The sequence below is a fragment of the Pedobacter lithocola genome (assembly GCF_042650845.1).
In the GTDB taxonomy this organism is placed as follows: Bacteria; Bacteroidota; Bacteroidia; order Sphingobacteriales; family Sphingobacteriaceae; genus Pedobacter; species Pedobacter lithocola.
On record NZ_JBHSBW010000007.1, the window covers coordinates 878,335 to 902,512 of the forward strand.

The following is a 24,178-nucleotide window of genomic DNA, read 5'->3' on the forward strand; positions in this document are numbered from 1 at the left end:
AAAACCACATAAATGAAATCAAATACCGCATTAAACCCAACAATATTTGTAATATTTGGTGGTACAGGCGATTTAAATAAACGCAAACTTGCCCCTGCGTTGTACAACTTATTTATTGAAGGTTACATGCCAGATAAGTTTGCTGTTATTGGTACCGGCAGAACAGAATTTACGGATGATAGTTATAAAAAGGCTCTAGAAGATGCAGTAAATGAGTTTTCGCGTTCGGGTAAAGTTAAAAAAGATAAGTGGGAGGAATTTGGAAATACCATTCATTATTGCCCTACAGATTTTGCTCAGCCGAAAACTTTCGAACATTTAAAGTCGGCTGTTGATAAATATCAAAAAGAATATGGTCCTAATACTCAGGTTATTTATTACTTGGCTGTTGCGCCTAATTTCTTCCCGATTATTGCAGAGTGTTTGCAAAAGTATAAGCTTACACAAAACGAAGATAATAGCCGGATTGTAATTGAAAAACCTTTCGGGCATGATTTAGAATCGGCTAAAGAATTAAATAAACTTTTAAGCACTATTTTTACTGAAAAACAGATTTACCGTATCGACCATTATTTAGGTAAAGAAACGGTACAAAATATGATGGCATTCCGCTTTGCAAATGCTTTATTTGAGCCGTTGTGGAATAGATCATATATCGATCATGTTCAAATTTCGGTAACTGAGCAATTGGGAGTTCAAGATCGTGGTGGATATTACGAAGGTGCTGGAGCTTTAAGAGATATGATTCAAAATCATTTATTGCAACTCCTTTGCCTTATTGGTATGGAAGCGCCAATAACTTTTGATGCAGACGAAATTAGAAATAGAAAAGTAGAAGTTTTAAAGGCAATGCGACCTTTTTCTTCAGATGATATTCGCTTTGGAACCGTTCGTGGTCAATATAGTAAAGGTTGGGTAGAAGGTAAAGAAGTGCCTGGTTATCGCCAGGAAAAAGGCGTTGATGCGCATTCTAACACTGAAACTTTTGCTGCGGTTAAATTCCATATTGATAATTGGAGGTGGCAAGGCATACCATTCTACCTAAGAACTGGGAAACGTTTAAATCAAACGTCTTCCTTAATTACTATACAGTTTAGAGATGTTCCTCATCAGATTTTTTCTTCTGATGTAACCGAAAATTGGGTGCAAAACAGGTTGGTTATTAGCATTCAACCAGAAATGAGCATTCGTTTACAAGTTCAGGCTAAAAGACCAGGCTTAGATATGGTGCTAAATCCGGTGGATATGGTATTCGATTATAAAGGTACTTATGAAGGCGATACACCTGAAGCTTATGAAACATTATTGCTAGATTGTATGATGGGCGACCAAACATTATTTATGAGAGGTGACCAGGTAGAAACTGCATGGGAATTGGTAATGCCAATTTTAAATACCTGGGAAAGTAAAAAATCAATCAATTTTCCTAATTACCAAGCCGATAGTTGGGGACCTGAAGAGGCTGAAGCGCTTATTGCCAGAGATGGATTCCATTGGTTTAATTTGCCAATGAAAAATAAAGAATAATAAGCTGTCTTAAGTAATGAAATTGAGAAATCTTTAGAACTAAAACATTTAAAGATTTCTCCTTTCATATCTAGTCGGACATTCTACACATAATAATATTATTAAGCGTCAATAAAGAAAACATGAACTTACTCATTTACAAAACATTAGAAGAATTAAACCAGGATTTGGCTGACTATGTTATTAAAATTGCAGAAATGGCAATTGAAGATAATGATCGCTTTAATTTCGTATTAACTGGAGGCAATTCACCTAAAGAATTGTATAGAATACTTTCTACAGAATGTAAAGATAGAATCGATTGGGAAAAGGTATATTTTTTCTTTGGAGATGAGCGAAATGTTCCGGCAAATGATGATAATTACAACGGCTTAATGGCTAAGAAAAATTTCTTCGATAACTTAAATACTCCAGCCGATCACATCTTTTATGTTGATACAACGCTTGCACCAGAAAAAGCAGCAATTGAATATAAAAAAGCAATAGACAAGCATTTTGGTGATGGCGACATTGTATTTGATTTGATTTTATTAGGTATGGGTGATGATGCTCACACTGCCTCAATTTTCCCTCACACAGATTTGGTAAAGGATGAAGAGGTTGGCATTGCATCAGTTTTTGTTGAAAAGTTAAATACTTATCGAATTAGTTTTACTGCACCATTAATTAATAAAGCCGAAAATGTAGCTTTCTTGGCTTTTGGAGAGAACAAGGCTGAAGCATTAAGTCATGTTATTGGAGATGAGCAAAAAGATTTCAATACATATCCAGCTCAGTTAATAGAATCTATTGACGGCAAATTAACTTGGTTTGTGGATGAAGCTGCAACCAAATTGCTTAAAGATTAACGAAAACTATCTTCTTTTTTCTGAATTAAAGTCAAGCATTTAGCGTAATACAAGAAAATTCTTAATCCAATTTTTCTTCCATCAATAATTTTATTATTCCATCAGCCATACCAACTTTAGGCACATAAATTTGCTTAATTCCAGTCCATTTCATTAAGGTTAAATAAATCTCGCAGGCAGGAATAATAACGTCTGCCCTATCCGAATTTAAACCCAAAACATGGATACGTTCTTTTAAAGAATAGCTTGTTAATCGATTATACAAAGAATTTAATTTCTGTAAAGACATTGGTGCGCCATCCTTCTCCTCAGCCATACGGAAAAGTTTATTAATATTTCCTCCTGTACCTATCCCAGCCAAGTTTTTATAAGCCTTTGTGTTATCCTTAACCCAGGTTTTCATTTCTTCCCAAGTTTCTTCTTTATCCTGATTATCAAGCATCCTAATGGTACCGATATTGAAAGATTTTGAAGCTTCAGGTACACCTTTTACAAATACAGAAAGTTCAGTACTACCTCCACCAACATCTATATATAAATAAGTTTTATTCTGATCTAAATCTTGCTCGATATGATTTGCATAAATAATATTAGCTTCTCTTTGCCCTTCAATTATTTCCAAAGTTAAGTTAGTTTCGTCTTTTATAAGCTTTACAATTTCAGCTCCGTTACTGGCTTCACGCATGGCAGATGTAGCACAAGCCAAATATTCTGTTACGTGATAAACATCCATCAAGTTTTTAAATGCAGTCATTGTCTTCACCAAATCGGCAGCTTTTTTAGGGCTAATCTTTTGATCTAAAAATGCATCATCTCCTAATCGTAATGGCACTCTAATTAGCGTATTTTTTTTCGATTTGTAGATTCCATCTTGTTTACTAATATCTGCAATGAGTAACCTAACTGCATTCGAGCCGATATCTATAGCTGCGTATCTTAACATATTATTGATGCTTGGTTTTCAAATAGTTATAAATATCTACTTGTGCCCTTGTTTTCTTACTAAGTCTGTTTTTATGGTATTTATTGTTGTTCAATGCATTAATCTGTCTGGATTTGGTATTATCCTGCAGTTGCAAATCAATCATATCCTGTATTTCTTGCTTCACATCCGGATCCAAAACTGGAAAACCTACTTCAACACGATGTTCAAAATTCCTGCTCATTAAATCTGCCGATGATAAATACATATCATTTTTTCCATTGTTACTAAAAATGTAAACCCGGGCATGCTCTAAAAATTTATCGATGATACTTATAGCGGTTATATTCTCGCTAAAGCCTTTAACACCAGGTACTAAGCAGCAAATTCCCCGAATAATTAGTTGGATTTTTACACCCGCATTACTGGCCTCATACAGTTTAGTAATGATTCCTTCATCCGCCAGACTATTTACCTTTAATAAAATATAAGCCAATTTTCCCGCTTTTGCATTTCTTATTTCACGATTAATGAAATTTGTGAGTTTTGAGCGGCTCTCCAAAGGCGATACAATTAAATGCTTAAATCCTTTGGTAACAGTTCTTTTAGATAACGCATCAAAAAGTTTAACCAAATCGTTGGTAATTTCTTTTTTTGATGTGAAAATACTGTGGTCGCAATATAAGCCTGCGGTTTTCTCATTAAAATTACCTGTTGCTAAATTGGCATAATAAACGGGTTTTTCTTTTTCAATTCGTTTTACTAAGCAAATTTTCGAATGCACCTTATAATCCGTTAAACCATAATTAACTTTTACACCTTCCTCCATCAATCTGCTGGTCCAAAAAATGTTGGCTTGCTCATCAAACCTGGCTTTTAGCTCCAATAAAACAGAAACATTTTTACCATTTTTAGCTGCATTAATTAAAGCGTTAATTACTTTGGAATTTTCTGCTAAGCGGTATAAAGTAATTTGAATATCGCTAACTTTTGGGTCGATAGCTGCTTCTCTCAAAAACAAAATAATATAATCGTACGATTGATAAGGTAAATTTACCAGATAATCTCTATGCGCAATTTTTGCAAAAACACTTTCTGTGCGATGTAAGCCATGTACTTTTAAAGGCACATTTGGTGCATATTCCAGTTCCTTTTTACCCACGTTAGGGAAAGCAATAAAATCTCCAAATTTGTGGTAACGATTACCTGGTATTAAACTTTCTGCTTCGAGTTTTAATTTATTAACCAGAACAGTTAGCATATTTAATGGCATTGCAGAATCGTAAAGCAAGCGCATTGGTTTTCCTTTTTTCCGTTTCTCTAAGCTGCTTTTTAAGTCCTCAATAAATTTATCGTTAATGTTTTTATCAATATCCAATTCGGCATCACGAGTAAGCTGAATAGAGTACGCTTCTAAATTATCATAAGTAAAAACATAAAAAATATCATCAAGGCAATACCTGATAATATCTTCTGCAAGGATGATAAATTTTAAATCGTTCGTTTCTGGAAGAACAAGAAAGCGAGGTAGATTTGGCGGTATTTCGATTAATGCATACTTTTCTCTAATCTTGGTGTCTTTTTTAGATAACTTAACAAAGAAGTATAAAAATCTGTCTTTCAACTCTGGAAATGGCTTATCCATATCCAGCATAATCGGCACTACATTCGATAAAATTTTATCTCTAAAATGATTTTTTACAAACTCTCCCCTGCTAACATTTAGTTGCGTATCGTTTAAAATAAAAATTCTGTTTTGAGCAAGTTCATTTATAAGCGTAGCTTGAAAAAGCTGATCGAATTTCCTTTCCTGCCGTACTACAATATTTTTTATTTCGTTAAGAATTTTTTTTGGATTGAAGCCTAAAAGTGCCTTTGCTTTTTCATTTAGATTGGTTAACCTAGTCATTGTAGCTACCCTAACCCGATAAAATTCTTCGAGGTTAGACGAAAATATTGATAAAAACTTTATGCGTTCAATCAAGGGAACAGATTCATCTGCAGCTTCTTGTAGTACACGTTCATTAAAATATAACCAGCTTATTTCTCGATTAAAAAAAGGTATCTTCTTATTGCTCATTTAAAAAAGTAAAAATCCCTGCAAAACAGGGATGTTCAAAACTGCAAATTAATTTGTTAATTGGATGTTAATTCGCGACTATATTAATGTTAACAAATTATTTGATAGGCGGGGTTTTGGTTGCTTTTTTAGCTTTAGCAACAGTTTCTGACGCTGTGCTTTTTACAACTTTCGCTGCTTTTGTCGCCGCCGCCTTTACCGGAGCTGTTTTACTTTTTACAGCAGTTGGTACAGCAGCTACCGCCTTTTTAACAGTTGCTTTTTTCGGTGCTGCAGCTACAATAGCTGTTTTTACTGCGTTAGTTGCTTTGTTAACTTCGGCAACTGGTTTGGCAATAGCCTTTTCAGCTTTTTCTTCTGTTGCTATTGCCCCAACTTTTACACTCTGAATAACAGGTTTTGCCTTAGCTACAGCTTTTTTAACTACCCTTTCTGCTTTTGCAGTGGCTTTAGTTATGGGTTTTTTAACTTCTTTTTTTAGTTTATTCGTTTTAACCAACTCATCAATTTTTTGCCCAACATCTGATTTAATCAACGTGAATTTTTTGGTTAATTTTTTTGCCACCCGCTTACTTGCCTTTCCAACCTCAGTACTAATCTCAGAAACATCATGACCCAAACTTTTAATTACTTCGAGAAATTTATCGGTTATAGAATCTTCTAATTGTTTTTTAACCTCTTTTTTAGTTGCTTTTTTTAAAGATTTCGCCTTAGTGGTTTTCATATTATTTTTCGTTTTTTTGTACAGTTGAAGAATTTCAAATAAATCTACTTAAATTTTTACTTTAAAGCTAAAAACATGCCTTCTTTTGATATAGTAAGTAAAGTTGATGCGCAAACATTAGACAATGCCATCAATAATGCCAAAAAAGAAATATTAAATCGTTTCGATTTTAATGGTTCTAAAAGCACAATCGATTTAGATAAAAAAACCAATGTAGTAACCATTGTAACTGAAGATGATATGCGTTTAAAAGCTATCGAAGGTTCTATTATATCTAGAATGATGAAGCAAAATTTAGACCCAAAAAGTTTAGATTTTGGCGATGAAAACCAAGCGTCTGGAAATATGATCCGTAAAGAAATCACCATTAAAGAAGGTTTGGATAAAGATGCTGCAAAAAAAGTTGTGGCCAAAATTAAAGCCAGTGGTTTAAAAGTACAAGCTTCCATTATGGATGATCAAGTTAGGGTTACAGCAAAAAAAATTGATGACTTACAAGCCGTGATTAGTTTTTGCAGAGGAGAAGATTTTGGCCAGCCATTACAATACATTAACATGCGCAATTAAAACCTGTATAAGCTTACAATTACTACTTAATGCTGCTTGTAAAATTTTTAAAAAACCTTTTGCCTCAACAGGTGTTTTCTGATGGTATAAATAATCGAGAATAAGATGAAAAAGATTTTTTTGGGTTTAGCCCTTTCAGCAATAGTAATGTTTCAAGCATGTCAAAGTGCCGATAAGAAATCATCAACCATGAAAGATAGTGTGGCAGGTGATACATCAATGGTAAATGGTAATCATGTTGTTGGTGCAGAAAGTACAGAAACATCTTTGGATGATGATGGAAATAATTTCTTAAAAAAAGCCGCAGTTGGTGGAATTATGGAAGTTGAAGCTGCAAAAATCGCTCTTAAGAATGCCAGCAATGCTGATGTTAAAGCCTTTGCTCAACAAATGTTGACCGACCACACTAAGGCGAATACAGAACTTAAAGAATTAGCAATAGCTAAGAAAGTTATAACACCAGATGCTTTACCAGCTGAAGATCAAATTCATTTAGATGAAATGAAAAAAATGACTGGAAGTAATTTTGATAAACATTATGTAGATATGATGATTACCGACCACGAAAAAACTGTTAAACTTTTTGAACTTGGTAAACAAAATAAAGATAGCGATTTAAAAAAATGGGCTTCTAGTACATTAACTGTAATTGAAGGTCATACCGTTAAAGCCAAAGAATTAGCTTCAACTGTAAAATAATAATACAATAAAATGTTAAAAGGCAGATTTCATTTCATAATGATTTCTGCCTTTTTTTGTTTTTGATAGTCGCCAAGTGTTTTGTTATTTTGATTTCAGTTTTTTCGATAAAGGAAATTAAATTTATAATTTGCCGTTTATAAAATAAATTACATCATAAATGAATACAAATAGAATTTTTAAAAACCTGCGGAACATTGCAGTAATAAGTACAATACCTTTCTTTGCCAATGCACAAAAAGCAAACTGGCAAAATCTAGATTTAAAAACAGATTCTATTTTTGGAATCGGTACCGAAAAGGCATATAAAGAACTTTTAAAAGGTAAAAAATCCACCAAAGTAATTGTTGCCGTAAATGATGGTGGTGTGGATGCTCAACATGAAGATTTAAAAAGAATTATGTGGGTAAATGCTAAAGAAGTTGCTGGCAATGGTAAAGATGATGACAAGAATGGGTACGCTGACGACATCAACGGATGGAATTTTATTGGTGGCCCAAAGGGTTCGGTTGACCATGAAACCTTAGAGTTGACCAGATTGGTGCGTAGAGATATGGTTAGGTTTGCAAACACTACCGACGCAAATGTTGCTGAGAAAGATAAAAAAGATTCTGAAGCATTTAAAGTCCAGCGCTCTGATTTAGAGAAGCAATTGGGGGAAGCAAATGCTAACCTTGCTGGCTTAACTGGTTTTAAAAATGCCTTAGATGATGTAATTAAAAAGATTGGTAAACCAAACCCATCGCTTGAAGATATTACTGCTTTTAAACCAGTAACTAATGCTGATGCTCGTATTCAAGAGGTATTAAGTGATGAATTAAAAAAGGGAAGTTTTAAGGATTTTTATGAAAACCAAATTGTAGAGGGTGTAAAATATTATTCAGAACAGGCAAACTACAACTTAAACTTAGATTACAACCCAAGAGATGTTGTAGGCGATGACCCAAACAATTCTAAAGAAAAATTCTACGGAAATAATGATGTTGCAGGTCCCGACGCTATGCATGGTTCTCACGTTGCGGGAATTATCGCTGCCGACAGAACAAACAAACTAGGTATAATGGGTGTAGCTGATAACGTGGTAATTATGGGTGTTCGTTGTACACCAAATGGTGATGAGCGTGATAAGGATGTTGCAAATGCTGTACGTTACGCAGTTGATAATGGTGCGAAAGTAATTAATATGAGTTTTGGTAAAGCTTACAGCTGGGATAAAGCCATTGTTAATGAAGCGATGAAATATGCCGTATCAAAAGATGTATTGATTGTTCAGGCAGCTGGAAATGAGAACAAAGATATTGATACCGAAAATAATTATCCAAACCACAAAGATTTGGATGATAAAACGATAGCATCCTGGATTACGGTTGGTGCATCAGGTCCAAAAGATGATGAAACCTTAAAAGCAAGTTTCTCCAATTTTGGAAAAACTCAGGTTGATGTTTTTGCACCTGGTGTTCAAATCTATTCAACAGTTCCTGGTTCTAAATACAAAAATTTAGATGGTACAAGTATGGCTTCGCCGGTGGTGGCAGGTTTAGCAGGTTTGATTCGTTCATACTATCCAAAATTAACGGCAGCACAGGTTAAAGAAATTATCGTAAAATCTGTAGTAAAAGTAAATCACAACGTTTCTTACAAAAAGGGAGATGCTGATGATGCACCAAAAGTATCTGTACCATTTTCTGAGTTATCTATTAGTGGTGGAATTGTTAATGCTTACAATGCATTAAAATTAGCTGCAACTTATGAAGGCAAATCGGCAGCAAAATAACTACCTAAAAATTTTAAACTAAATAAAAAATGTTCCTTAGTGTATATCACATAAGGAACATTTTTGTTTATAGCCAAATCTGATTTAAGAGGCTAAAATTTTATCTGGAGTAATCGGTAAAGTTCTAATTCGTTTACCTGTTGCATTAAAAACAGCATTTGCAACTGCTGCAGAAAATCCAATCAATGCAATTTCACCCATTCCTTTTGCCCCCATTGGATTAATGTGTGGGTCAGGTTTATTTATAAAATGAACTTCAATTTCAGGAATATCGGCATTAACCGGAACATGGTAATCTGCAAAATTATTGTTTATGTATCTGCCGTAACGATGGTCAATAATAGATTCTTCTGTTAAAGCCATTCCTACTCCACCAACTGCACCTCCAACCATCTGGCTTCTGGCGGTTTTCGGACTTACAATAGTACCAGAATCTCCAACAGAAACAATTTTATCAACTTTAACAACGCCAGTTAAACTATGCACTTTTACCTTAACAAAGTGTATAGAAAAGGAATACATAGAAAATTCTTCTCGTTCTTTTCCTGCCTGACTTTGTTTTGTTACTTCAATTGATGGAAGATTGTTTTTCTTCAACACATCTACAAAATTTGAGGTAGCATCCATATTTGCATTTGCTGCCAATTCTGCAATAGTAGATTTTAATGATACACACACATCATTAACGGCTGAACCAACTGTAGATAATGTAGCAGAACCACCTTGGCTTGGTGCCGGAGGAAGTGAAGAATCGCCAAGTTCAAATTTAATTCTATCGGTTGGTATACCCAATAACTTACTGGCTATTAATGTCATACCTGTTCCTGTTCCTGGTCCGATATCGCTTGTTGCACTTTGCAAAACCAAACTTCCATCAGCTTTTAAAATACCTTTTACACTGGCTCTACCCCTGTTTGCATTAAAAACACCAATACTTACACCATATCCCATTTTCCATTGGCCATCAACCAAACTTCCTGGTTTGTTTTTTCTCTCGCTCCAACCAATTTTTTGAGCGCCAACTCGATAAGCTTCCTTAATGTTTTTATCGGAAAAAGGCTTATTTCTTTGCTGATCCTTTTCCGGGTCATTTTTGGTTCTGAATTCTAGAGGATCCATATCCAAAGCATGTGCAATTTCATCTATCGCACTTTCCAAAGCAAACGCTCCGGTAGCTTCTCCTGGTCCGCGCATCCAAATAGGAACACCTAAATCCACGGGTACTACGGTATATTGGGTGTTCACATTATCACATTGATACATGAACTTAGCCATATTTACTACGCCTTCTGTAAAGTTTTCGTACACCGAAGTTTCGCCAAAAGCTCTATGCGTTATGCCTGTTAAAGTACCATCTTTTTTGGCTCCTAAACCAATTGTTTGTACTGCAGCAGGTCGATTGCCAACCATAGTAAACATTTGCATTCTGGTAATAACAACTTTCACCGGCTTCGATATGTGTTTTGATGCCATAACTGTAGCAATTTCTAAAGGCCACGTTCTTAATGCCATACCAAAACCACCACCAACAAATTCAGAATTAACCTGAATATTTTCTATCGGAATTTTAAATACATTGGCTATAGTACCCTGGGTTGCCTTAACACCTTGCGTTTTTGCATAAACGGTAACCTGGTTGTTCGTACGCCAATCGGCAATAATACCATGCAACTCCATGGGATTGTGTGTTTCTATCGGTAAATGATATTGTTCTTCAATAGAAACCTCAGCGGTTTTGTATGCATTTTCTACACCACGTTTATAATCTGGCTGACCTTGTAATTTTTTTGAACTCGCATCACTTACTGCTTTTTCAAAGTCTGTATTAAATGCTTCTTTAGCGTAAGTTGCTTTTACTAAAGAAGCTGCATAGGTTGCTCTTTCGAAAGTGTTTGCAACTACAATTGCTATAGGTTGACCATTAAAAAATATTTTATCTGTGTAAAAAATCTTTAAAGCTGGTCCGCCTTCTTGCTCGTAGGCAGGTGCAGAAGGTTTATTTAAGTGCGATAGCACAGAAATTACTCCCGGAGCTTTTTCTGCTGCTTTTGTATCTAATGATGTGATTTTACCTTTGGTAATTGTACTCGTTACTAAAACGCCATATGTTAAGCCAGGCAATTCATATTCTGCAAAATACTTTGCTTTTCCGGTAACCTTGTAAATGCCATCTACGCGGTCATTTTCATCTTTTAAAATTTGATTTTTCATGATTACGCTTTAGATTTTGCAACAGTTAATGCTTCGATAATTGAGTTTGGAGCCATTTGAAGTTTAAAATCATTTTCTCCGTAGCCTTTCGCACCTTCCATTGCTAATTTAGCTGCCTGTTCAAAGTTTTCGTTTGTAGCTTCTTTACCTGTTAAAAAATTTTCAGATGCGGTTAGTCTCCATGGCTTATGTGCCACACCACCCATTGCCAAACGCACATCAGTTATTTTATTGTTTGTAATCTCTAATCCAGCTGCTACAGAAATCAATGCAAAAGCATAAGATGCTCTATCTCTAACTTTTACGTAGTGAGATTTTTTTGAAATATTGTTAACTGGGATTTCCAGACGGATAATCATTTCATCTGGCTTTAGGTTATTATCTAACTGTGGAGTATCACCTGCCAAACGATGAAAATCTTTAAATGAAATTTTTCTTTCCCCTTTAGAATTGGCTAGAACAACCGTGGTATCTAATGCAATTAAGGCAATGCACATGTCGCTAGGATGAACAGCGATACATTTCTCTGAAGTTCCTAAAATTGCATGCATACGGTTAAAACCACCAATAGCGCCACAACCCGAACCAGGAACACGTTTATTGCATGGCATTTCTGTATCGTAAAAATAACCGCAACGGGTGCGTTGCATCATATTTCCGCCAATGGTTGCAACATTTCTGAGTTGAGCAGATGCCCCGGCATTTAAGGCCATTGCCAATAAAGGAAGTTTCTCTTTTATCAATGCATTTTCTGCCACAGCAGTATTTGAGGCTAATGCGCCGATGATTATATTGTTGCCAATTTGTTCTATTTGTTTAAGTGGAACATGATTAATATCAATTAATTTATCCGGAGCGGTTACTCCCCGTTTCATCAAGTCAATCAGATTGGTTCCACCCGCAATAAATTTTGAGTTTTTATCTTTTAGAAGTAGAGCAATGGCTGATTTTGCTGTTGTAGTACGAAGATATTGGAAATTTATCATGCTTTCATTCCTCCTTTCGATACTTCAACAATTGCATCTACAATGTTAGGATAAGCACCACACCTGCAGATATTTCCACTCATGTATTCACTAATTTCAGCTCTGGAACCTGTATGCCCTTCGTTAACACAAGCAACTGCAGACATAATTTGACCAGGTGTACAGTATCCACATTGAAAACCATCATGTTTGATAAAGGCAGCTTGCATTGGATGTAATTCTTCGCCATTTGCTAAACCTTCGATAGTAGTTACTTTCTTACCTTCATTCATAACTGCCAAACTTAGGCAAGAATTAACCCGCTCTCCATCAATATGCACCGTACAAGCACCACATTGTCCGTGGTCACAACCTTTTTTAGTTCCGGTTAAATGAAGTTCTTCACGCAAATAATCCAATAGCGTTACCCTCGGCTCAACTGAAGTTTTGTATGCCTTATTATTTACGGTAAGATTTAAAGGAATTTTTTCGAAAAGCTCAGCGAAACGTTCATCAGCCTGACTTTCTGCTGCTTTAACCGCAACAGATGGTGTTAAGGCGATGGCTGTGATAAGCGAACTTTTCTTTAAAAAGTCCCTCCGACTGTCGCCCTGATTTTGTTTCTTATCAGAAGATTGCATAATTATGTTTTAGGGTTTTCTTGATTTTAAAGTTCGTTAATCTAAACCTTAAAATACCGTGATTTAGAAATTTAGAATAATTCTAATGAAGCTTAGTATCTTACCAAGTAAAACAAAAATAATTTCGCAGTTGTCCACTCAATTTTTATTTTTATCAAATGGAAGATATTAAACCTTTACCTAATTTATCAACTGAAGAACAACGCGTTTTAGGTTCGCTAATAGAAAAAAGCAGAACCACACCCGATTATTACCCAATGACATTAAATGGATTAACGGCTGCCTGTAATCAAAAAAGCTCGAGAAATCCTGTTGTAAATTATGATGATGAAACAGTTAATTTGACATTAAACTCTTTAAAAGTTAAAGGCTTAATCTCTACTGCTACAGGTGGTTCGAGCAGGGTAATCAAATACAAACATAATCTGGGTATCATATATCCATTAGTGCCCTCAGAACTTTCTATTTTGTGTTTATTACTTTTACGTGGAGCCCTTACACCAGGCGAAATCAATAGCAATTCAGGAAGATTATTTGAATTTGAGAGCATTGAAGAAATTTTACAACAGTTGCAAAAGCTTTCAGAAACAGAGCCGCCTTTTGTGATGCAATTGCCTAAAAAAGCTGGACAAAAGGAGGCTAGATTTGTTCATTTGTTGGGTGAGCAAAGTGATGTTCAGGAATCAGAACCGCAAGTGGCGCAAACAACAATTTTCCAACCCAATGAAGAGTTGGAAAATCGAATATCTAAACTTGAACAGGAACTTGAAGAATTAAAAGAGCTAGTCAATCTTTTGATGGATAAATAATTAATCCTCGTACTTCTTAAAAATTGTACTGGCAACATGTCCGCCAAAACCAAATGTATTATTTAGAACATAGTTGACTTCCTTTTTAATCGATTGACCAAGCACAATATTTAATCCCTGAGGGATTTTATCATCAAGCGTTTCAGTGTTTATAGTAGGAGGAATTATACCATCTCTTATTGCTAGTATACTGATTAAACTTTCTACTGCTCCTGCAGCACCCAACAAATGGCCAGTCATCGATTTTGATGCACCAATTATAACTGGCAAACCATCAAATACATTTTTGATAGCGTTTAATTCACTTAAATCGCCTAAACCAGTTGAGGTGGCGTGGGCGTTTATATAATCGATTTTATCTGCAGAAATATTGGCATCACTCAAAGCTTTTCTCATGCCTAAAGTTGCACCAATTCCATCAGGAGGTGTACCTGTTAAATGATAAGCATCAGCAGCCATTCCACCGCCAACAATCTCAGCATAAATGTGGGCGCCACGTTGAAGCGCATACTCTAATTCCTCTAAAATTAAAGCGCCTGCACCCTCACCCATTACAAAACCATCACGGGTTTTATCAAAAGGTCTTGAAGCAGTTTCAGGACTATCATTTCGTTTTGATAAAGCTTGAGCGGCACTAAAACCTCCAACAGATGCTTCGGTAATCGCAGCTTCAGAACCACCTGCAATCATAACATTTGCTTTCCCTAAACGAATTGTATCGAATGCATTTATAATAGCCGTGTTTGAAGAAGCACAAGCAGAAACTGTACAATAATTTGGTCCACGAAGTTTGTGACGTATGGAAATTGCACCTGCGGCAATGTCAACAATCATCTTCGGAATAAAAAATGGACTAAACCTCGGTGTTCCGTCTCCTTGATGAAATTCTGCCAATTGCTGCTCAAAGGTGGTAATTCCACCATTTCCCGTAGCCCAAATTACGCCAACCTCAGCCAATTCTTCATCACTCATTGCAGTAAAATCCAATCCAGCATCAGTAATGGCTTGGTCGCTCGATGCGATTGCATATTGCGTAAACGTATCAAATTTTCTAGCTTCTTTTTTATCAAGGAAAGATTCGGGATTAAAATCTTTTACCTCTGCCGCAAAATGTGTTTTAAACTTACTGGTATCGAATTTGGTAATTGGGCCAACACCGCTTTTACCATCCAAAATATTTTTCCAAAAGCTTTCTACAGTGTTCCCAAGAGGCGTTATTGCGCCTAATCCAGTTACAACTACTCGTTTCATTTTATTAGTTTTTATTTTCTCTTTCGAACAGATAATCAACGAAAGCCTGAACTTTCGGAGCAATAATTAATATAGCAGGAATGGCCACTACATAAGAAATTCCCCACGATTTAAGCCACACTTTAAGAAAGTTCTCGCTAAAACCCAGGTTTACGCTAATCGCCGCAAAGGTTACAATTCCTGTCGTAAAAATTGCCATTATAAAGGCAAAAGTTAATTTCTTTTTCATTCCTGCCAATGTTGATTGATTATTTTTCCGATTCTATTCAAGCTTTCCTATTCGCATTCATGACATTCAAGGCATCTACAGGCGATTGACGGAACAACTCGTAAATTTTGGCGGTATCGCCAACCCTGATTTCGAATTCATCTTTTGCCAAGGCAGCAATAAACTCATCGGCAACAACAGCCGGCTTGATACCATTATGACCACCAATTTCTTTTGAAAATTCAGTATCAACCAAAGGCGGCATCAACTCAAAAACCTTAACCGATGTATCTTTAAGACTTAATCTTAACGAAGTTGTGTAAGAATGCAAGGCTGCTTTACTGGCTGCATAAGTTGGCAAAGTAATACCCGGAACATAAGCCACAACCGAGGAGACATTTACAATTGCCGATTCTGCTTGCTCTTTTAAAATAGGTAATAATTTTTGATTGATTCTGATGATGGATAAATAGTTGGTTAACATTTCATCTTCAGCATTGGCAAAAGCATCCTGATTATTATCGGCCAAATCGAAAAGAATTGCCCTGCCTGCGTTATTAATAACTATGTTTAATTTAGGGAAATTCTTTTCGATTCGCTCGATAAGATTAGATACTTCATTTGCCTTGCTTACGTCAAAAGGAATTGCGGTAACATTTTTTATTCCTGCTAAAGCGCTATCCAACCTGGCTACATTTCTGCCGGTAACGATTACATGATTGTCTAAAGCCGTCAACTGTTTAACGATTTCTAAACCAATTCCAGCTGTTCCGCCGATAATTAATACTGTGTTTTTTGAAATTTTCATATCTGTAATTTTTATATTATACCAATCGGTATATTTTAATTTAAAATTTTTTAGCCGAGGCTGTTGATATATTTTTTTAATGAATCCATTATTAAGTTCCAATTTTCGATTTTATTGGTCAAGCGTGAAATCATGATCCCGCCCTCAATCATTGCAATAACTGTTAAAGCGATTTGCTCGGGATTGCTATCAACCTTGATTTCTTCATTTGAAATTCCATCGTCTACCAGTTTTATAATACTTTTCTTCCAGGATAAAACGGCTTTTAATACTTTTTCTCTGAGTGCCGGATGAGTATCATCAGCATCGATAGCGGTATTTAAAATCGGGCAACCACCTTGAGAGATGCCTCCAACTAAAAAGCTTTGATAGATATTTATGTAAGCCAGAAGTTTTTCTTTCGTCGTATCCTTTTTGCTAATCTCAGCTTCAATTTTCGAAACGTTACTGTTAAAATTATAGTCAAAGGCTGCAAGCGCAACTTCATCTTTATTAGCGAAGTTCCCGTAAATACTTCCTTTCGTTAACCCTGTTGCAGCAGTAATATCATTTAAAGAAGTACCCGCATATCCTTTCATATTAAATATAGGTGCGGTTTTTTCAACAATGAAATTTCTTGTTTTTTCAGCTTTGGTCATAGTTATTTTTAACTGGCAATGCGAATATATACCGATTGGTATATTAAATGCAAATTTATTTATCAGTAGAATGTATTTTTATCTTTATGAAATTTATTCATTGGTAGTTTCTTCATCATACAAAAGCGGCATTTACCCTAACCTACAACTAAGATGAGCGCTACGAAGTAAATTAATTTTATGGTCTTAATAAGCGAAAAAGATGATTAAATAAACTTATCATATCGATAAGATGAGTATCGTAAAAAAAGATTTCTCCACTACGGAAGAAATGACGATTTCTATATTGGTTTGAATTTTGTAACTTTGAAAAATGAATACTACTGAAAGTTTGGAAGATTTTTACAAAAACAAACTAAAACCACTACCAGAAAATTTAAAGAATGATGTTGGGCATTTTAACGTTTTCAATCTTCAAGATTGCCTGAAGGATGATAACAAACCATTGACATATAACCGTAGGGATTTTTATAAAATATCACTTATTCGCGGCCATAATGTTTACCACTATGCCGATAAAAGTATAGAAATTAACGGTATTGCACTTATCTTTTTCAATCCAATGGTACCATATACCTGGGAACTTGCTAGCGGAAATAAAGATGATGTTACTGGTTTCTTCTGCATATTTACAGAGGCATTTTTTAACGAAAAAATTCGTGGTAATATTGCCGATTTACCGATGTTCATTCCTGGTGGTAATCCTGCTTATGTTTTGAATGATGCTCAAGGTATTCATGTTGAATCGATTTTCAACAAAATGTTTGATGAGATTAATGGCGACTACATTTTTAAGTACGATTTACTAAGAAATTACATAACAGAAATTACACACTTTGCTTTAAAAACTCAACCTTCTGAAGCCTTAGTAAAACACACAAATGCCAATAGTAGAATCACTTCTGTTTTTACAGAATTGTTAGAAAGACAATTCCCTATAGAAACGCCTTCGCAAAGATTTACGATGCGTTCGGCGAGAGATTATGCCTCCCAACTCTCTGTTCATGTAAACCACCTTAACAGGGCAATTAAAGTTACTACTGGCAAAACTACAAGACATTACATAACCGAAAGACTATTAAGAGAAGCCAAAGCATTATTAAAACATACAGATTGGAACATTTCTGAAATTGGATATTGCCTTGGTTTTGAAGAGCCAACACATTTTAATAACTTTTTTAAGAAGCTAACCAACCATACGCCAACATCTTATCGGGTTGTTTGATTATTGTAATAGAATGTTCTTTTCTATTTGATCAAGGCTTAATTAACAGAACCCGATTTTACTAGAACCCTTTGATATGCAGGTTGTGATAAATCATCTACAATTACGCCCCTATTGGTACTTGCATGTACAAAAAAGCCATTATTAAGATAAACACCCACATGGTCAACATCTTTTCCACCAAAAGAAAAGAAAACTAAATCTCCTTCTTTCAAATTATCAATGCTTTTTCGCTTAACTACGTTTGCTTGTTCTCGTGATATTCTTGGTAAAGTGACACCATAAATTTCCTTTTCTAACATGAGTGCAAAGCCCGAACAATCAATACCTCTTTTATCCATACCTCCGAAACGATATTTTACGCCTGTCCATTCGGTTATGAATTTATAAAGTTGCTTACTCTTTAAATTCGACATAGCATCGGCGGCTTTAGCAGCTTTTGTGTTGCTTTTTATGGTATATTTTTTAGAGCCACAAGCAGTTAAAACAAGTGAAAACAACAAAACCAGCCAAAAAGAATATTTAATTCTTATCATATTATTTCTTTCGCTTTGCCACGGAGAGATAGGACACACAGAAAAATTCCGTAGCAGATTTTAACTGTTACTAATCTAATTTTTTATCAACCTTTGTATTTCATCTAATTTAAGCAAAGCCTCAACAGGTGTTAATGCGTTCACATCTAAATTATTTAAATTATCTCTAATTTTTACCAAAACAGGATCATCAATAGCGAACATTTGTAATTGGTATGCCTGGTTTTGCACTTTTTTGATACTATCCTTTATACTCTGCCCTTCTGTTCTGTCTATTTCTAACTTCTTTAAAATTTCGTTCGCTCTCCCAATTAATTTTGGGGGCATACCGGCCATTTTTGCTACATGAATACCAAAACTATGCTCACTTCCGCCAGGTACTAACTTTCTCAAGAATATAACTTTATTCGTCATTTCCTTTACCGAAACATTAAAGTTCTTAATCCTTGGCATTGTATTCGCCAATTCATTAAGCTCGTGGTAATGCGTTGCAAACAACGTTTTCGGACGAGATGTTGGGTGTTGATGTAAAAATTCTGCAATCGCCCAGGCAATCGAAATACCATCGTAGGTACTTGTTCCACGGCCAATCTCATCCAACAAAATCAAACTATCATCAGAAATATTATTTAAAATACTAGCCGTTTCGTTCATTTCTACCATAAACGTACTTTCTCCCGATGAAATGTTATCAGAAGCACCAACACGTGTAAAGATTTTATCAACCAAACCAACCTCTGCAGCTTTAGCCGGAACGAAACAACCCATTTGCGCCATTAAAACAATTAACGCTGTTTGCCTTAAAATGGCAGATTTACCCGCCATATTTGGGCCTGTTATCATTATAATTTGCTGAGAATCAGTATCAAGATAAACATCATTTGTAATATATTCTTGTCCAACCGGCAATTGTTTTTCTATCACAGGGTGGCGACCGCCTTTAATGTCTAAAACCTTTGTTATTGAGATTTCAGGTTTTACATAATGGTTCTTTTCTGCCAATTGAGCGAAACACAACAAACAATCAAGTTGAGCAATCAAAAAAGAATCGAGCTGAATAGGCTTTATGTAACTTGCTGTTTCGTACATCAATTCGTTGTATAACCGAATCTCAATCGCTTGAATTTTTTCTTCTGCACCTAAAATTTGTTCCTCGTATTCTTTAAGTTCGGGCGTGATGTATCGCTCTGCATTAACCAAAGTTTGCTTGCGTATCCATCCTTCAGGAACCTTATCTTTATGAGTATGTGTTACCTCTAAATAATATCCAAAAACATTATTAAACGAAATTTTTAACGAAGGAATTCCCGTTGCTTCGGCCTCTCGTTTTTGAATTTGCACCAAATAATCTTTCCCACCGAAAGCAATTTTACGTAGTCTATCTAAATCTTCATCAATACCATCGTTAATTACATTGCCTTTAATTAAAAGTGCTGGTGGTTCTGGCTGAAGTTCTTTTTCAATTCTTTCTCTTATGGCGAGACATGGATTTAGCTGGTCGGCAATTTTAATTAAAAATTGATTTTTAGATTTTGCCGCCAGGTTTTTAACTGCTTCAATATGCGTTAAGGCTCGTTTTAAAGCTACTAATTCCCTCGGACCAACACGTTGCAAACCCACTTTCGAAATCAATCTTTCAATATCGCCGATTTGTTTTATATGTACTAAAAACTCTTGAGTTATTTCAATATTCTTTACGAAAAAATCAACCATCCCCAAGCGTTCTTCTATGGGCTTTAACTCTTTCAGTGGCATAATGATCCACTTTTGAAGTAATCGAGCACCCATTGGAGTACAAGTGTGATCTAGAATATCGAAAAGGGTTACGGCATTATCGTTGGCAGAACTAACAAGCTCCAGGTTTCTAATCGTAAACCTATCCAACCACATATAGCGGTCTTCTTCAATTCGGCTTATTGAAGTGATGTGTTGTAAGTTACGGTGTTCTGTTTCGCCTAAATAGTGTAAAATAACTCCTCCGGCAACAATTCCACTTTGTAAGCCCTCTACACCAAAACCTTTTAATGATGCAACTTCGAAATGTTTGGTTAACGTTTCTTGAGCATAATCAGTTGTGTAAGGCCACTCATCTAATCCAAAAGTATAGAATCTATCTCCAAAACTTTCGGTAAATATTTGCCTTTTGGATTTTTGGAAGATAACTTCGGTTGGTTTAAAACCTTGCAAAAGCTTATCAATATAATCGCTATTGCCTTGAGCAATCATAAACTCGCCGGTAGAAATATCTAAAAATGAAACACCAATTTGTGTTTTATCAAAAAATACAGAAGCAAGGTAATTGTTTGATTTTTGATTTAAGATATTATCGCCATAAGCAACGCCTGGGGTAACCAATTCAGTAACACCACGTTTAACGATACTTTTGGTAAGTTTTGGGTCTTCCAATTGGTCGCAAATTGCCACTCGTTGCCCTGCCCTTACCAATTTCGATAAATAATTATCTAAAGAATGATGCGGAAAACCAGCCAATTCTAATGCTCCACCATTTGGTCCTGTGCCTCTTCGGGTTAACACAATGCCTAAAATCTGAGCCGTTTTTATAGCGTCTTCACCAAAAGTTTCGTAAAAATCTCCAACCCTAAAAAGTAAAAGTGCACCCGGATACTTCGCTTTAATTGCGTTGTATTGCTGCATTAACGGGGTTTCTTTGTTCGTATCTTTAGCCAAAACTGAAATTAATTTGCAAAAGCTATAAAGATAGCATCATTCATCGTTCTATGGTTGTTTTGTTGAAAATTTGAAAGATTGTTATTTATTAATTGGTTAATTATAGATTGGAATATTTAATTACTACTAGAAAATCAGCGGTTTGTACTTGTCGGATGCTGCAGTCCTGCTATCCAGTTTACTTCGTTACACTTCGTGCTTGTTCCTATCAGGTTTATAAACAACGTCTGTTTAGCAAGAGTCATAAGTAATCTGTATGTCCCTCTCCCAAAGGTGTATCCGCAGAAAGTGATGTTTATTTATAGTATTTTTAAAACGTTTCTCGCCTGTATCTGTTATTCTCATACAGTTTAACTTAATATTATAATTATGACGATTCACTTAAATACCGACAAAAATTTAACGATACATCAAGAATACGAGGATAAAATTCAAACTCAAATTACAGAGGCTTTAAGTAGGTTTAGTGATTTAATAACCCGTGTAGATGTTCATTTATCTGATGAAAATGGTAGTAAAGATGGTTTGGAAGACAAACGTTGTTTAATTGAAGCAAAAATTACAGGTAAAGAACCAATTGCAGTTTCAAATTTCGGAAACAATTATGATTTGGCAATTGCAGGTTCATTATCTAAAATGAAAAGTGCACTAGAAAAAATTGCTGGAAAGATGAAAAGTCATTAAATAGATGTGCAATCCTGAGAAATCGGGATTGCATTTTTTTTAAAAAGATTTGGGCAACATCAATAAAAATGGCAGAGCTTTCTTATAATCAAGTTCTTCATATTCCAAACCCAACGCTCTTAAATTTTTATAATATTTCAAATGGTTATCGTAGTACATCTTTTCTGACTGTAAGAACCAAGACTTTTCTCCCAATTTCTGACCTAAAAACCATTTTTCAATTAGTCTTCCCATCCTACCATTACCATCATTAAAAGGATGTATTTTAATAAAAACCAAATGAATCATTGATGCAAAAAAGAAAACTTCTTTAATATTTAATTTTAAGGAAAGTATAATGGCTAAATCATTATAAAACTTATCCATTTCTTCATGAAGTTTATAAGGAGAAATTGCAAAATATTCTATACGTCCATCAGGTGTTGAAACATACATGTTGCTATTTCTAAACTTACCCTGATAATTTTTGGCAACAATATGCTTGCTTAATAATTTATGAACAGTTGAAAGATTTTCTTGGTCTAAAAAATTATCCCTAACGAAATCATAGGCAGCGTACAAATCATCGATTTTCTTTGTGTAGTCAGGTAAAAACTCAATTCCAAACTTTTTATGTTTGATATAAGAATCCAGTTCAATATCTTCTCCCTCTATCTTGCTTGAATACACCGAAGAAACTGAGGTGTAAAAACTAAATTCCCTTGTAGAAATTTCCGCATCCTGCAAATTGTCGAACTTCGTTTGCAAATCATCATCAACTTGCGAGCAATATTCTTTTAGTAATTCTACTGGTATAATTTGCAGTTCATCAAACATTATTGAAACAGATTTAAGGCTAATTTAACATTAGATTTTGTAAAAAACCCAATTTTTTAGAGTTCCTGAATGTAACCCAAAAACAATTGCAGCGCTTTTTTTCTATCCTCTGTAACTTCAAATTGAAGTTTGTTATATAAATAATCTTCTAAATCAAAATTTGGAATTTGGGGCAAATTGTTCAAAACTTCCTTTCTGTGAACCAAACCAAATTTCAGAGCTGCATTAAATTCATCTTTAAATTCTTGCGAAATTTCTTTATTGGCAACCCAGGCAGCATACATAAAAGGTAAGCCTGTAAAATTTTTCCACTCCTCGCCCATGTCGTAAACAAAAGCATAATTATCTTTTCTACCAAAAGTTCTATCGCCAATTAATACGATTGCATCTGTTTTGGCGGAAGGTTCAGTTGTAACTTCAACCTCATGTTTCCAATGAAATTTTAGTAAAACCTTGGCCAAGTTATTTGAAGTCCGGGAGTGCGCATCGAGTTTAAGGGTTTTAATTTCTTCAACCGGAACATCGCTAAAAATAAATACAGAGTTTACTGCGCCATCGCTACCTATACAATAATCAGCAATAATATTAGCGTTTGGCACCAGCGGAATTGCGGCAACGGGCATTAAACCTAAATCAACCTCGCCATTAATTACTTTAGCAGCACAATCAGATGGTATATCTAAGCTTAAATCTATCTTATTGATGATGTCTGAATGTTCTAATCCGTAAATAAATGCTTTAGTATTACTGTAGGCAACAGCCGATATTTTAATCTTATTCAAGGTGCTATAATGTTATATTATTAGTCTCGTCATGCTGAACTTGTTTCAGCATATTATTGGTAAGATTCCAAAATGAATTCACAATGACGACTGGTTTTTAACCAATTATTAAACCATTTAGATGAATGGCATTATTGAACTCAAGAACGCAAAACTTTCCATCCTCAAATCCGATTTTATATAAAACCGTGTTTTGATGAGGAAATTCAGTCATTTCACTTAATGGTTTTCCTAGTAGCAGGCAAAGAAAAACTCGCATTGCTCTACCATGCATACAAAGTAAAACGATTTTTTCCTCAGGTCTAGTCGATAAAACCTCCATAGGTTGTTTCAAACGTTCATATACATCCTGTACGCTTTCACCGCCTTCAAAATGAGCAGAATAATCTCCATCCTGCCAACATTGGAGCATATTTCGAAAAGCCTCACGAGCCTCCTCTGAATTTGGCTTTCCTTCCCAAATTCCCCAAGCCAACTCGTCTAAACCAGATAATTTTTCCCAAGGCAAGCCAGCATCAGTAAATTTTTGAACCGTTTGCCAGGTACGTTTTAAATCAGATGTATAAATTTTATCGAAAGAAATATATTTGTAAGTTTGATAAAAAGCCTCTGCTTGAGCTCTTCCTGTGTCATTTAAATCAGAGTTAATTCCCCTGCCTTGTACTATGCCTTGTTTATTTAATTCTGTTTCGCCATGGCGGATGATATAAATACTCTTCATTTAATGATTGAATTTTGAATTAGAGAATGATTGAATTTTAAATCGTGAAATGTT

At 35.1% G+C, this 24,178-nt stretch carries 23 protein-coding genes; 8 read left to right on the forward strand and 15 right to left on the reverse strand.

What is annotated here, in order from left to right; genetic code table 11:
* Nucleotides 1-12: 12 nt before the first annotated feature.
* Both zwf and pgl read left to right on the forward strand, forming a co-directional pair.
* Nucleotides 13-1,527 carry a glucose-6-phosphate dehydrogenase gene (gene zwf, locus ACFOWA_RS06145; RefSeq protein WP_378982860.1) on the forward strand — a complete coding sequence of 505 codons (1,515 nt, stop codon included), beginning with the start codon at nt 13-15 and terminating at the stop codon, nt 1,525-1,527.
* A 122-nt stretch (nt 1,528-1,649) separates the two neighbouring features.
* Nucleotides 1,650-2,375: a 6-phosphogluconolactonase gene (gene pgl / locus ACFOWA_RS06150; protein ID WP_378982863.1), complete on the forward strand. Its 726-nt coding sequence runs from the start codon at nt 1,650-1,652 to the stop codon at nt 2,373-2,375.
* Between the two features lie 61 nt (nt 2,376-2,436).
* Here the strand turns inward: pgl and ACFOWA_RS06155 are convergent, their stop codons facing one another.
* The 3 genes from ACFOWA_RS06155 to ACFOWA_RS06165 form a co-directional block, all read right to left on the reverse strand.
* Entirely contained in the window at nt 2,437-3,318 is an 882-nt protein-coding gene (locus ACFOWA_RS06155) for a Ppx/GppA phosphatase family protein (protein WP_378982865.1), read from the reverse strand.
* A 1-nt stretch (nt 3,319) separates the two neighbouring features.
* Nucleotides 3,320-5,377 (reverse strand): polyphosphate kinase 1, encoded by a 2,058-nt coding sequence (gene ppk1 / locus ACFOWA_RS06160; protein ID WP_378982867.1) that lies wholly within the window; start codon nt 5,375-5,377, stop codon nt 3,320-3,322.
* Nucleotides 5,378-5,474: 97 nt separating this feature from the next.
* The gene (locus ACFOWA_RS06165) at nt 5,475-6,101 is read right to left on the reverse strand and encodes a hypothetical protein (protein ID WP_378982870.1); all 627 of its coding nucleotides are present in this window, start codon (nt 6,099-6,101) and stop codon (nt 5,475-5,477) included.
* A 75-nt stretch (nt 6,102-6,176) separates the two neighbouring features.
* Here ACFOWA_RS06165 and ACFOWA_RS06170 point away from each other — a divergent pair, with 75 nt between their 5' ends.
* The 3 genes from ACFOWA_RS06170 (at nt 6,177) to ACFOWA_RS06180 (ending at nt 9,141) form a co-directional block, all read left to right on the forward strand.
* Nucleotides 6,177-6,668 (forward strand): YajQ family cyclic di-GMP-binding protein, encoded by a 492-nt coding sequence (locus tag ACFOWA_RS06170; RefSeq protein WP_378982873.1) that lies wholly within the window; start codon nt 6,177-6,179, stop codon nt 6,666-6,668.
* 105 nt (nt 6,669-6,773) lie between these two features.
* Nucleotides 6,774-7,367, forward strand: coding sequence for a DUF4142 domain-containing protein (locus tag ACFOWA_RS06175; protein ID WP_378982875.1), 594 nt, complete (start codon nt 6,774-6,776; stop codon nt 7,365-7,367).
* Nucleotides 7,368-7,527: 160 nt separating this feature from the next.
* Complete coding sequence (locus tag ACFOWA_RS06180; protein WP_378982878.1) at nt 7,528-9,141, forward strand: S8 family peptidase; 1,614 nt, start codon at nt 7,528-7,530, stop codon at nt 9,139-9,141.
* Nucleotides 9,142-9,225: 84 nt separating this feature from the next.
* Here the strand turns inward: ACFOWA_RS06180 and ACFOWA_RS06185 are convergent, their stop codons facing one another.
* From ACFOWA_RS06185 to ACFOWA_RS06195, 3 genes are read right to left on the reverse strand one after another with little or no spacing between them, the layout of a single operon-like run.
* The gene (locus ACFOWA_RS06185; RefSeq protein ID WP_378982881.1) at nt 9,226-11,352 is read right to left on the reverse strand and encodes a xanthine dehydrogenase family protein molybdopterin-binding subunit; all 2,127 of its coding nucleotides are present in this window, start codon (nt 11,350-11,352) and stop codon (nt 9,226-9,228) included.
* 2 nt (nt 11,353-11,354) lie between these two features.
* Nucleotides 11,355-12,338, reverse strand: coding sequence for an FAD binding domain-containing protein (locus ACFOWA_RS06190; protein WP_378982883.1), 984 nt, complete (start codon nt 12,336-12,338; stop codon nt 11,355-11,357).
* Nucleotides 12,335-12,958 carry a (2Fe-2S)-binding protein gene (locus ACFOWA_RS06195; protein ID WP_378982885.1) on the reverse strand — a complete coding sequence of 208 codons (624 nt, stop codon included), beginning with the start codon at nt 12,956-12,958 and terminating at the stop codon, nt 12,335-12,337. The genes ACFOWA_RS06190 and ACFOWA_RS06195 overlap by 4 nt, the downstream gene beginning before the upstream one ends.
* Nucleotides 12,959-13,116: 158 nt before the next feature.
* Between ACFOWA_RS06195 and ACFOWA_RS06200 the strand changes: the two genes are divergently transcribed.
* Nucleotides 13,117-13,767: a YceH family protein gene (locus tag ACFOWA_RS06200; protein WP_378982887.1), complete on the forward strand. Its 651-nt coding sequence runs from the start codon at nt 13,117-13,119 to the stop codon at nt 13,765-13,767.
* On the opposite strand, the gene fabF is transcribed toward ACFOWA_RS06200, so the two are convergent.
* From fabF to ACFOWA_RS06220, 4 genes are read right to left on the reverse strand one after another with little or no spacing between them, the layout of a single operon-like run.
* Entirely contained in the window at nt 13,768-15,018 is a 1,251-nt protein-coding gene (gene fabF / locus ACFOWA_RS06205; RefSeq protein ID WP_378982890.1) for a beta-ketoacyl-ACP synthase II, read from the reverse strand.
* 4 nt (nt 15,019-15,022) lie between these two features.
* Nucleotides 15,023-15,247 carry a DUF2798 domain-containing protein gene (locus ACFOWA_RS06210; protein ID WP_378982893.1) on the reverse strand — a complete coding sequence of 75 codons (225 nt, stop codon included), beginning with the start codon at nt 15,245-15,247 and terminating at the stop codon, nt 15,023-15,025.
* 37 nt (nt 15,248-15,284) lie between these two features.
* Nucleotides 15,285-16,034, reverse strand: a complete 750-nt coding sequence (locus ACFOWA_RS06215; RefSeq protein WP_378982896.1) for an SDR family oxidoreductase — start codon at nt 16,032-16,034, stop codon at nt 15,285-15,287.
* A gap of 50 nt (nt 16,035-16,084) precedes the next feature.
* Entirely contained in the window at nt 16,085-16,672 is a 588-nt protein-coding gene (locus ACFOWA_RS06220; protein WP_378982898.1) for a TetR/AcrR family transcriptional regulator, read from the reverse strand.
* 313 nt (nt 16,673-16,985) lie between these two features.
* On the opposite strand from ACFOWA_RS06220, the gene ACFOWA_RS06225 reads away from it, so the two are divergent.
* Nucleotides 16,986-17,897: a helix-turn-helix domain-containing protein gene (locus ACFOWA_RS06225; RefSeq protein WP_378982901.1), complete on the forward strand. Its 912-nt coding sequence runs from the start codon at nt 16,986-16,988 to the stop codon at nt 17,895-17,897.
* Between the two features lie 38 nt (nt 17,898-17,935).
* On the opposite strand, the gene ACFOWA_RS06230 is transcribed toward ACFOWA_RS06225, so the two are convergent.
* Together ACFOWA_RS06230 and mutS are read right to left on the reverse strand one after the other, a co-directional pair.
* Nucleotides 17,936-18,433: a C40 family peptidase gene (locus tag ACFOWA_RS06230; RefSeq protein WP_378982904.1), complete on the reverse strand. Its 498-nt coding sequence runs from the start codon at nt 18,431-18,433 to the stop codon at nt 17,936-17,938.
* Nucleotides 18,434-18,508: 75 nt separating this feature from the next.
* Nucleotides 18,509-21,088, reverse strand: coding sequence for a DNA mismatch repair protein MutS (mutS, locus tag ACFOWA_RS06235; RefSeq protein ID WP_378982906.1), 2,580 nt, complete (start codon nt 21,086-21,088; stop codon nt 18,509-18,511).
* Between the two features lie 402 nt (nt 21,089-21,490).
* Between mutS and ACFOWA_RS06240 the strand changes: the two genes are divergently transcribed.
* Nucleotides 21,491-21,805 carry an HPF/RaiA family ribosome-associated protein gene (locus ACFOWA_RS06240; RefSeq protein ID WP_378982909.1) on the forward strand — a complete coding sequence of 105 codons (315 nt, stop codon included), beginning with the start codon at nt 21,491-21,493 and terminating at the stop codon, nt 21,803-21,805.
* A 39-nt stretch (nt 21,806-21,844) separates the two neighbouring features.
* On the opposite strand, the gene ACFOWA_RS06245 is transcribed toward ACFOWA_RS06240, so the two are convergent.
* The 3 genes from ACFOWA_RS06245 to ACFOWA_RS06255 all read right to left on the reverse strand — a co-directional run bounded on the left by ACFOWA_RS06245 (nt 21,845) and on the right by ACFOWA_RS06255 (nt 24,124).
* Nucleotides 21,845-22,621, reverse strand: coding sequence for a Fic family protein (locus ACFOWA_RS06245; protein ID WP_378982911.1), 777 nt, complete (start codon nt 22,619-22,621; stop codon nt 21,845-21,847).
* Between the two features lie 56 nt (nt 22,622-22,677).
* Entirely contained in the window at nt 22,678-23,403 is a 726-nt protein-coding gene (locus ACFOWA_RS06250) for a menaquinone biosynthetic enzyme MqnA/MqnD family protein (RefSeq protein ID WP_378982914.1), read from the reverse strand.
* Between the two features lie 97 nt (nt 23,404-23,500).
* Nucleotides 23,501-24,124, reverse strand: coding sequence for a histidine phosphatase family protein (locus ACFOWA_RS06255; RefSeq protein WP_378982917.1), 624 nt, complete (start codon nt 24,122-24,124; stop codon nt 23,501-23,503).
* Between the last annotated feature and the right edge of the window lie 54 nt (nt 24,125-24,178).

What these genes read in the sequence shown, in the direction of transcription:
- fabF (WP_378982890.1), bottom strand. Translation starts at nt 15,018, where the DNA reads ATGAAACGAGTAGTTGTAACTGGATTAGGCGCAATAACGCCTCTTGGG.
- ACFOWA_RS06170 (WP_378982873.1), top strand. Translation starts at nt 6,177, where the DNA reads ATGCCTTCTTTTGATATAGTAAGTAAAGTTGATGCGCAAACATTAGAC.
- ACFOWA_RS06225 (WP_378982901.1), top strand. Translation starts at nt 16,986, where the DNA reads ATGAATACTACTGAAAGTTTGGAAGATTTTTACAAAAACAAACTAAAA.
- ACFOWA_RS06190 (WP_378982883.1), bottom strand. Translation starts at nt 12,338, where the DNA reads ATGATAAATTTCCAATATCTTCGTACTACAACAGCAAAATCAGCCATT.
- ACFOWA_RS06195 (WP_378982885.1), bottom strand. Translation starts at nt 12,958, where the DNA reads ATGCAATCTTCTGATAAGAAACAAAATCAGGGCGACAGTCGGAGGGAC.
- ACFOWA_RS06220 (WP_378982898.1), bottom strand. Translation starts at nt 16,672, where the DNA reads ATGACCAAAGCTGAAAAAACAAGAAATTTCATTGTTGAAAAAACCGCA.
- ppk1 (WP_378982867.1), bottom strand. Translation starts at nt 5,377, where the DNA reads ATGAGCAATAAGAAGATACCTTTTTTTAATCGAGAAATAAGCTGGTTA.
- pgl (WP_378982863.1), top strand. Translation starts at nt 1,650, where the DNA reads ATGAACTTACTCATTTACAAAACATTAGAAGAATTAAACCAGGATTTG.
- ACFOWA_RS06230 (WP_378982904.1), bottom strand. Translation starts at nt 18,433, where the DNA reads ATGATAAGAATTAAATATTCTTTTTGGCTGGTTTTGTTGTTTTCACTT.
- ACFOWA_RS06210 (WP_378982893.1), bottom strand. Translation starts at nt 15,247, where the DNA reads ATGAAAAAGAAATTAACTTTTGCCTTTATAATGGCAATTTTTACGACA.
- ACFOWA_RS06165 (WP_378982870.1), bottom strand. Translation starts at nt 6,101, where the DNA reads ATGAAAACCACTAAGGCGAAATCTTTAAAAAAAGCAACTAAAAAAGAG.
- ACFOWA_RS06215 (WP_378982896.1), bottom strand. Translation starts at nt 16,034, where the DNA reads ATGAAAATTTCAAAAAACACAGTATTAATTATCGGCGGAACAGCTGGA.
- ACFOWA_RS06155 (WP_378982865.1), bottom strand. Translation starts at nt 3,318, where the DNA reads ATGTTAAGATACGCAGCTATAGATATCGGCTCGAATGCAGTTAGGTTA.
- ACFOWA_RS06240 (WP_378982909.1), top strand. Translation starts at nt 21,491, where the DNA reads ATGACGATTCACTTAAATACCGACAAAAATTTAACGATACATCAAGAA.
- ACFOWA_RS06255 (WP_378982917.1), bottom strand. Translation starts at nt 24,124, where the DNA reads ATGAAGAGTATTTATATCATCCGCCATGGCGAAACAGAATTAAATAAA.
- ACFOWA_RS06175 (WP_378982875.1), top strand. Translation starts at nt 6,774, where the DNA reads ATGAAAAAGATTTTTTTGGGTTTAGCCCTTTCAGCAATAGTAATGTTT.
- mutS (WP_378982906.1), bottom strand. Translation starts at nt 21,088, where the DNA reads ATGCAGCAATACAACGCAATTAAAGCGAAGTATCCGGGTGCACTTTTA.
- ACFOWA_RS06180 (WP_378982878.1), top strand. Translation starts at nt 7,528, where the DNA reads ATGAATACAAATAGAATTTTTAAAAACCTGCGGAACATTGCAGTAATA.
- zwf (WP_378982860.1), top strand. Translation starts at nt 13, where the DNA reads ATGAAATCAAATACCGCATTAAACCCAACAATATTTGTAATATTTGGT.
- ACFOWA_RS06200 (WP_378982887.1), top strand. Translation starts at nt 13,117, where the DNA reads ATGGAAGATATTAAACCTTTACCTAATTTATCAACTGAAGAACAACGC.
- ACFOWA_RS06245 (WP_378982911.1), bottom strand. Translation starts at nt 22,621, where the DNA reads ATGTTTGATGAACTGCAAATTATACCAGTAGAATTACTAAAAGAATAT.
- ACFOWA_RS06185 (WP_378982881.1), bottom strand. Translation starts at nt 11,352, where the DNA reads ATGAAAAATCAAATTTTAAAAGATGAAAATGACCGCGTAGATGGCATT.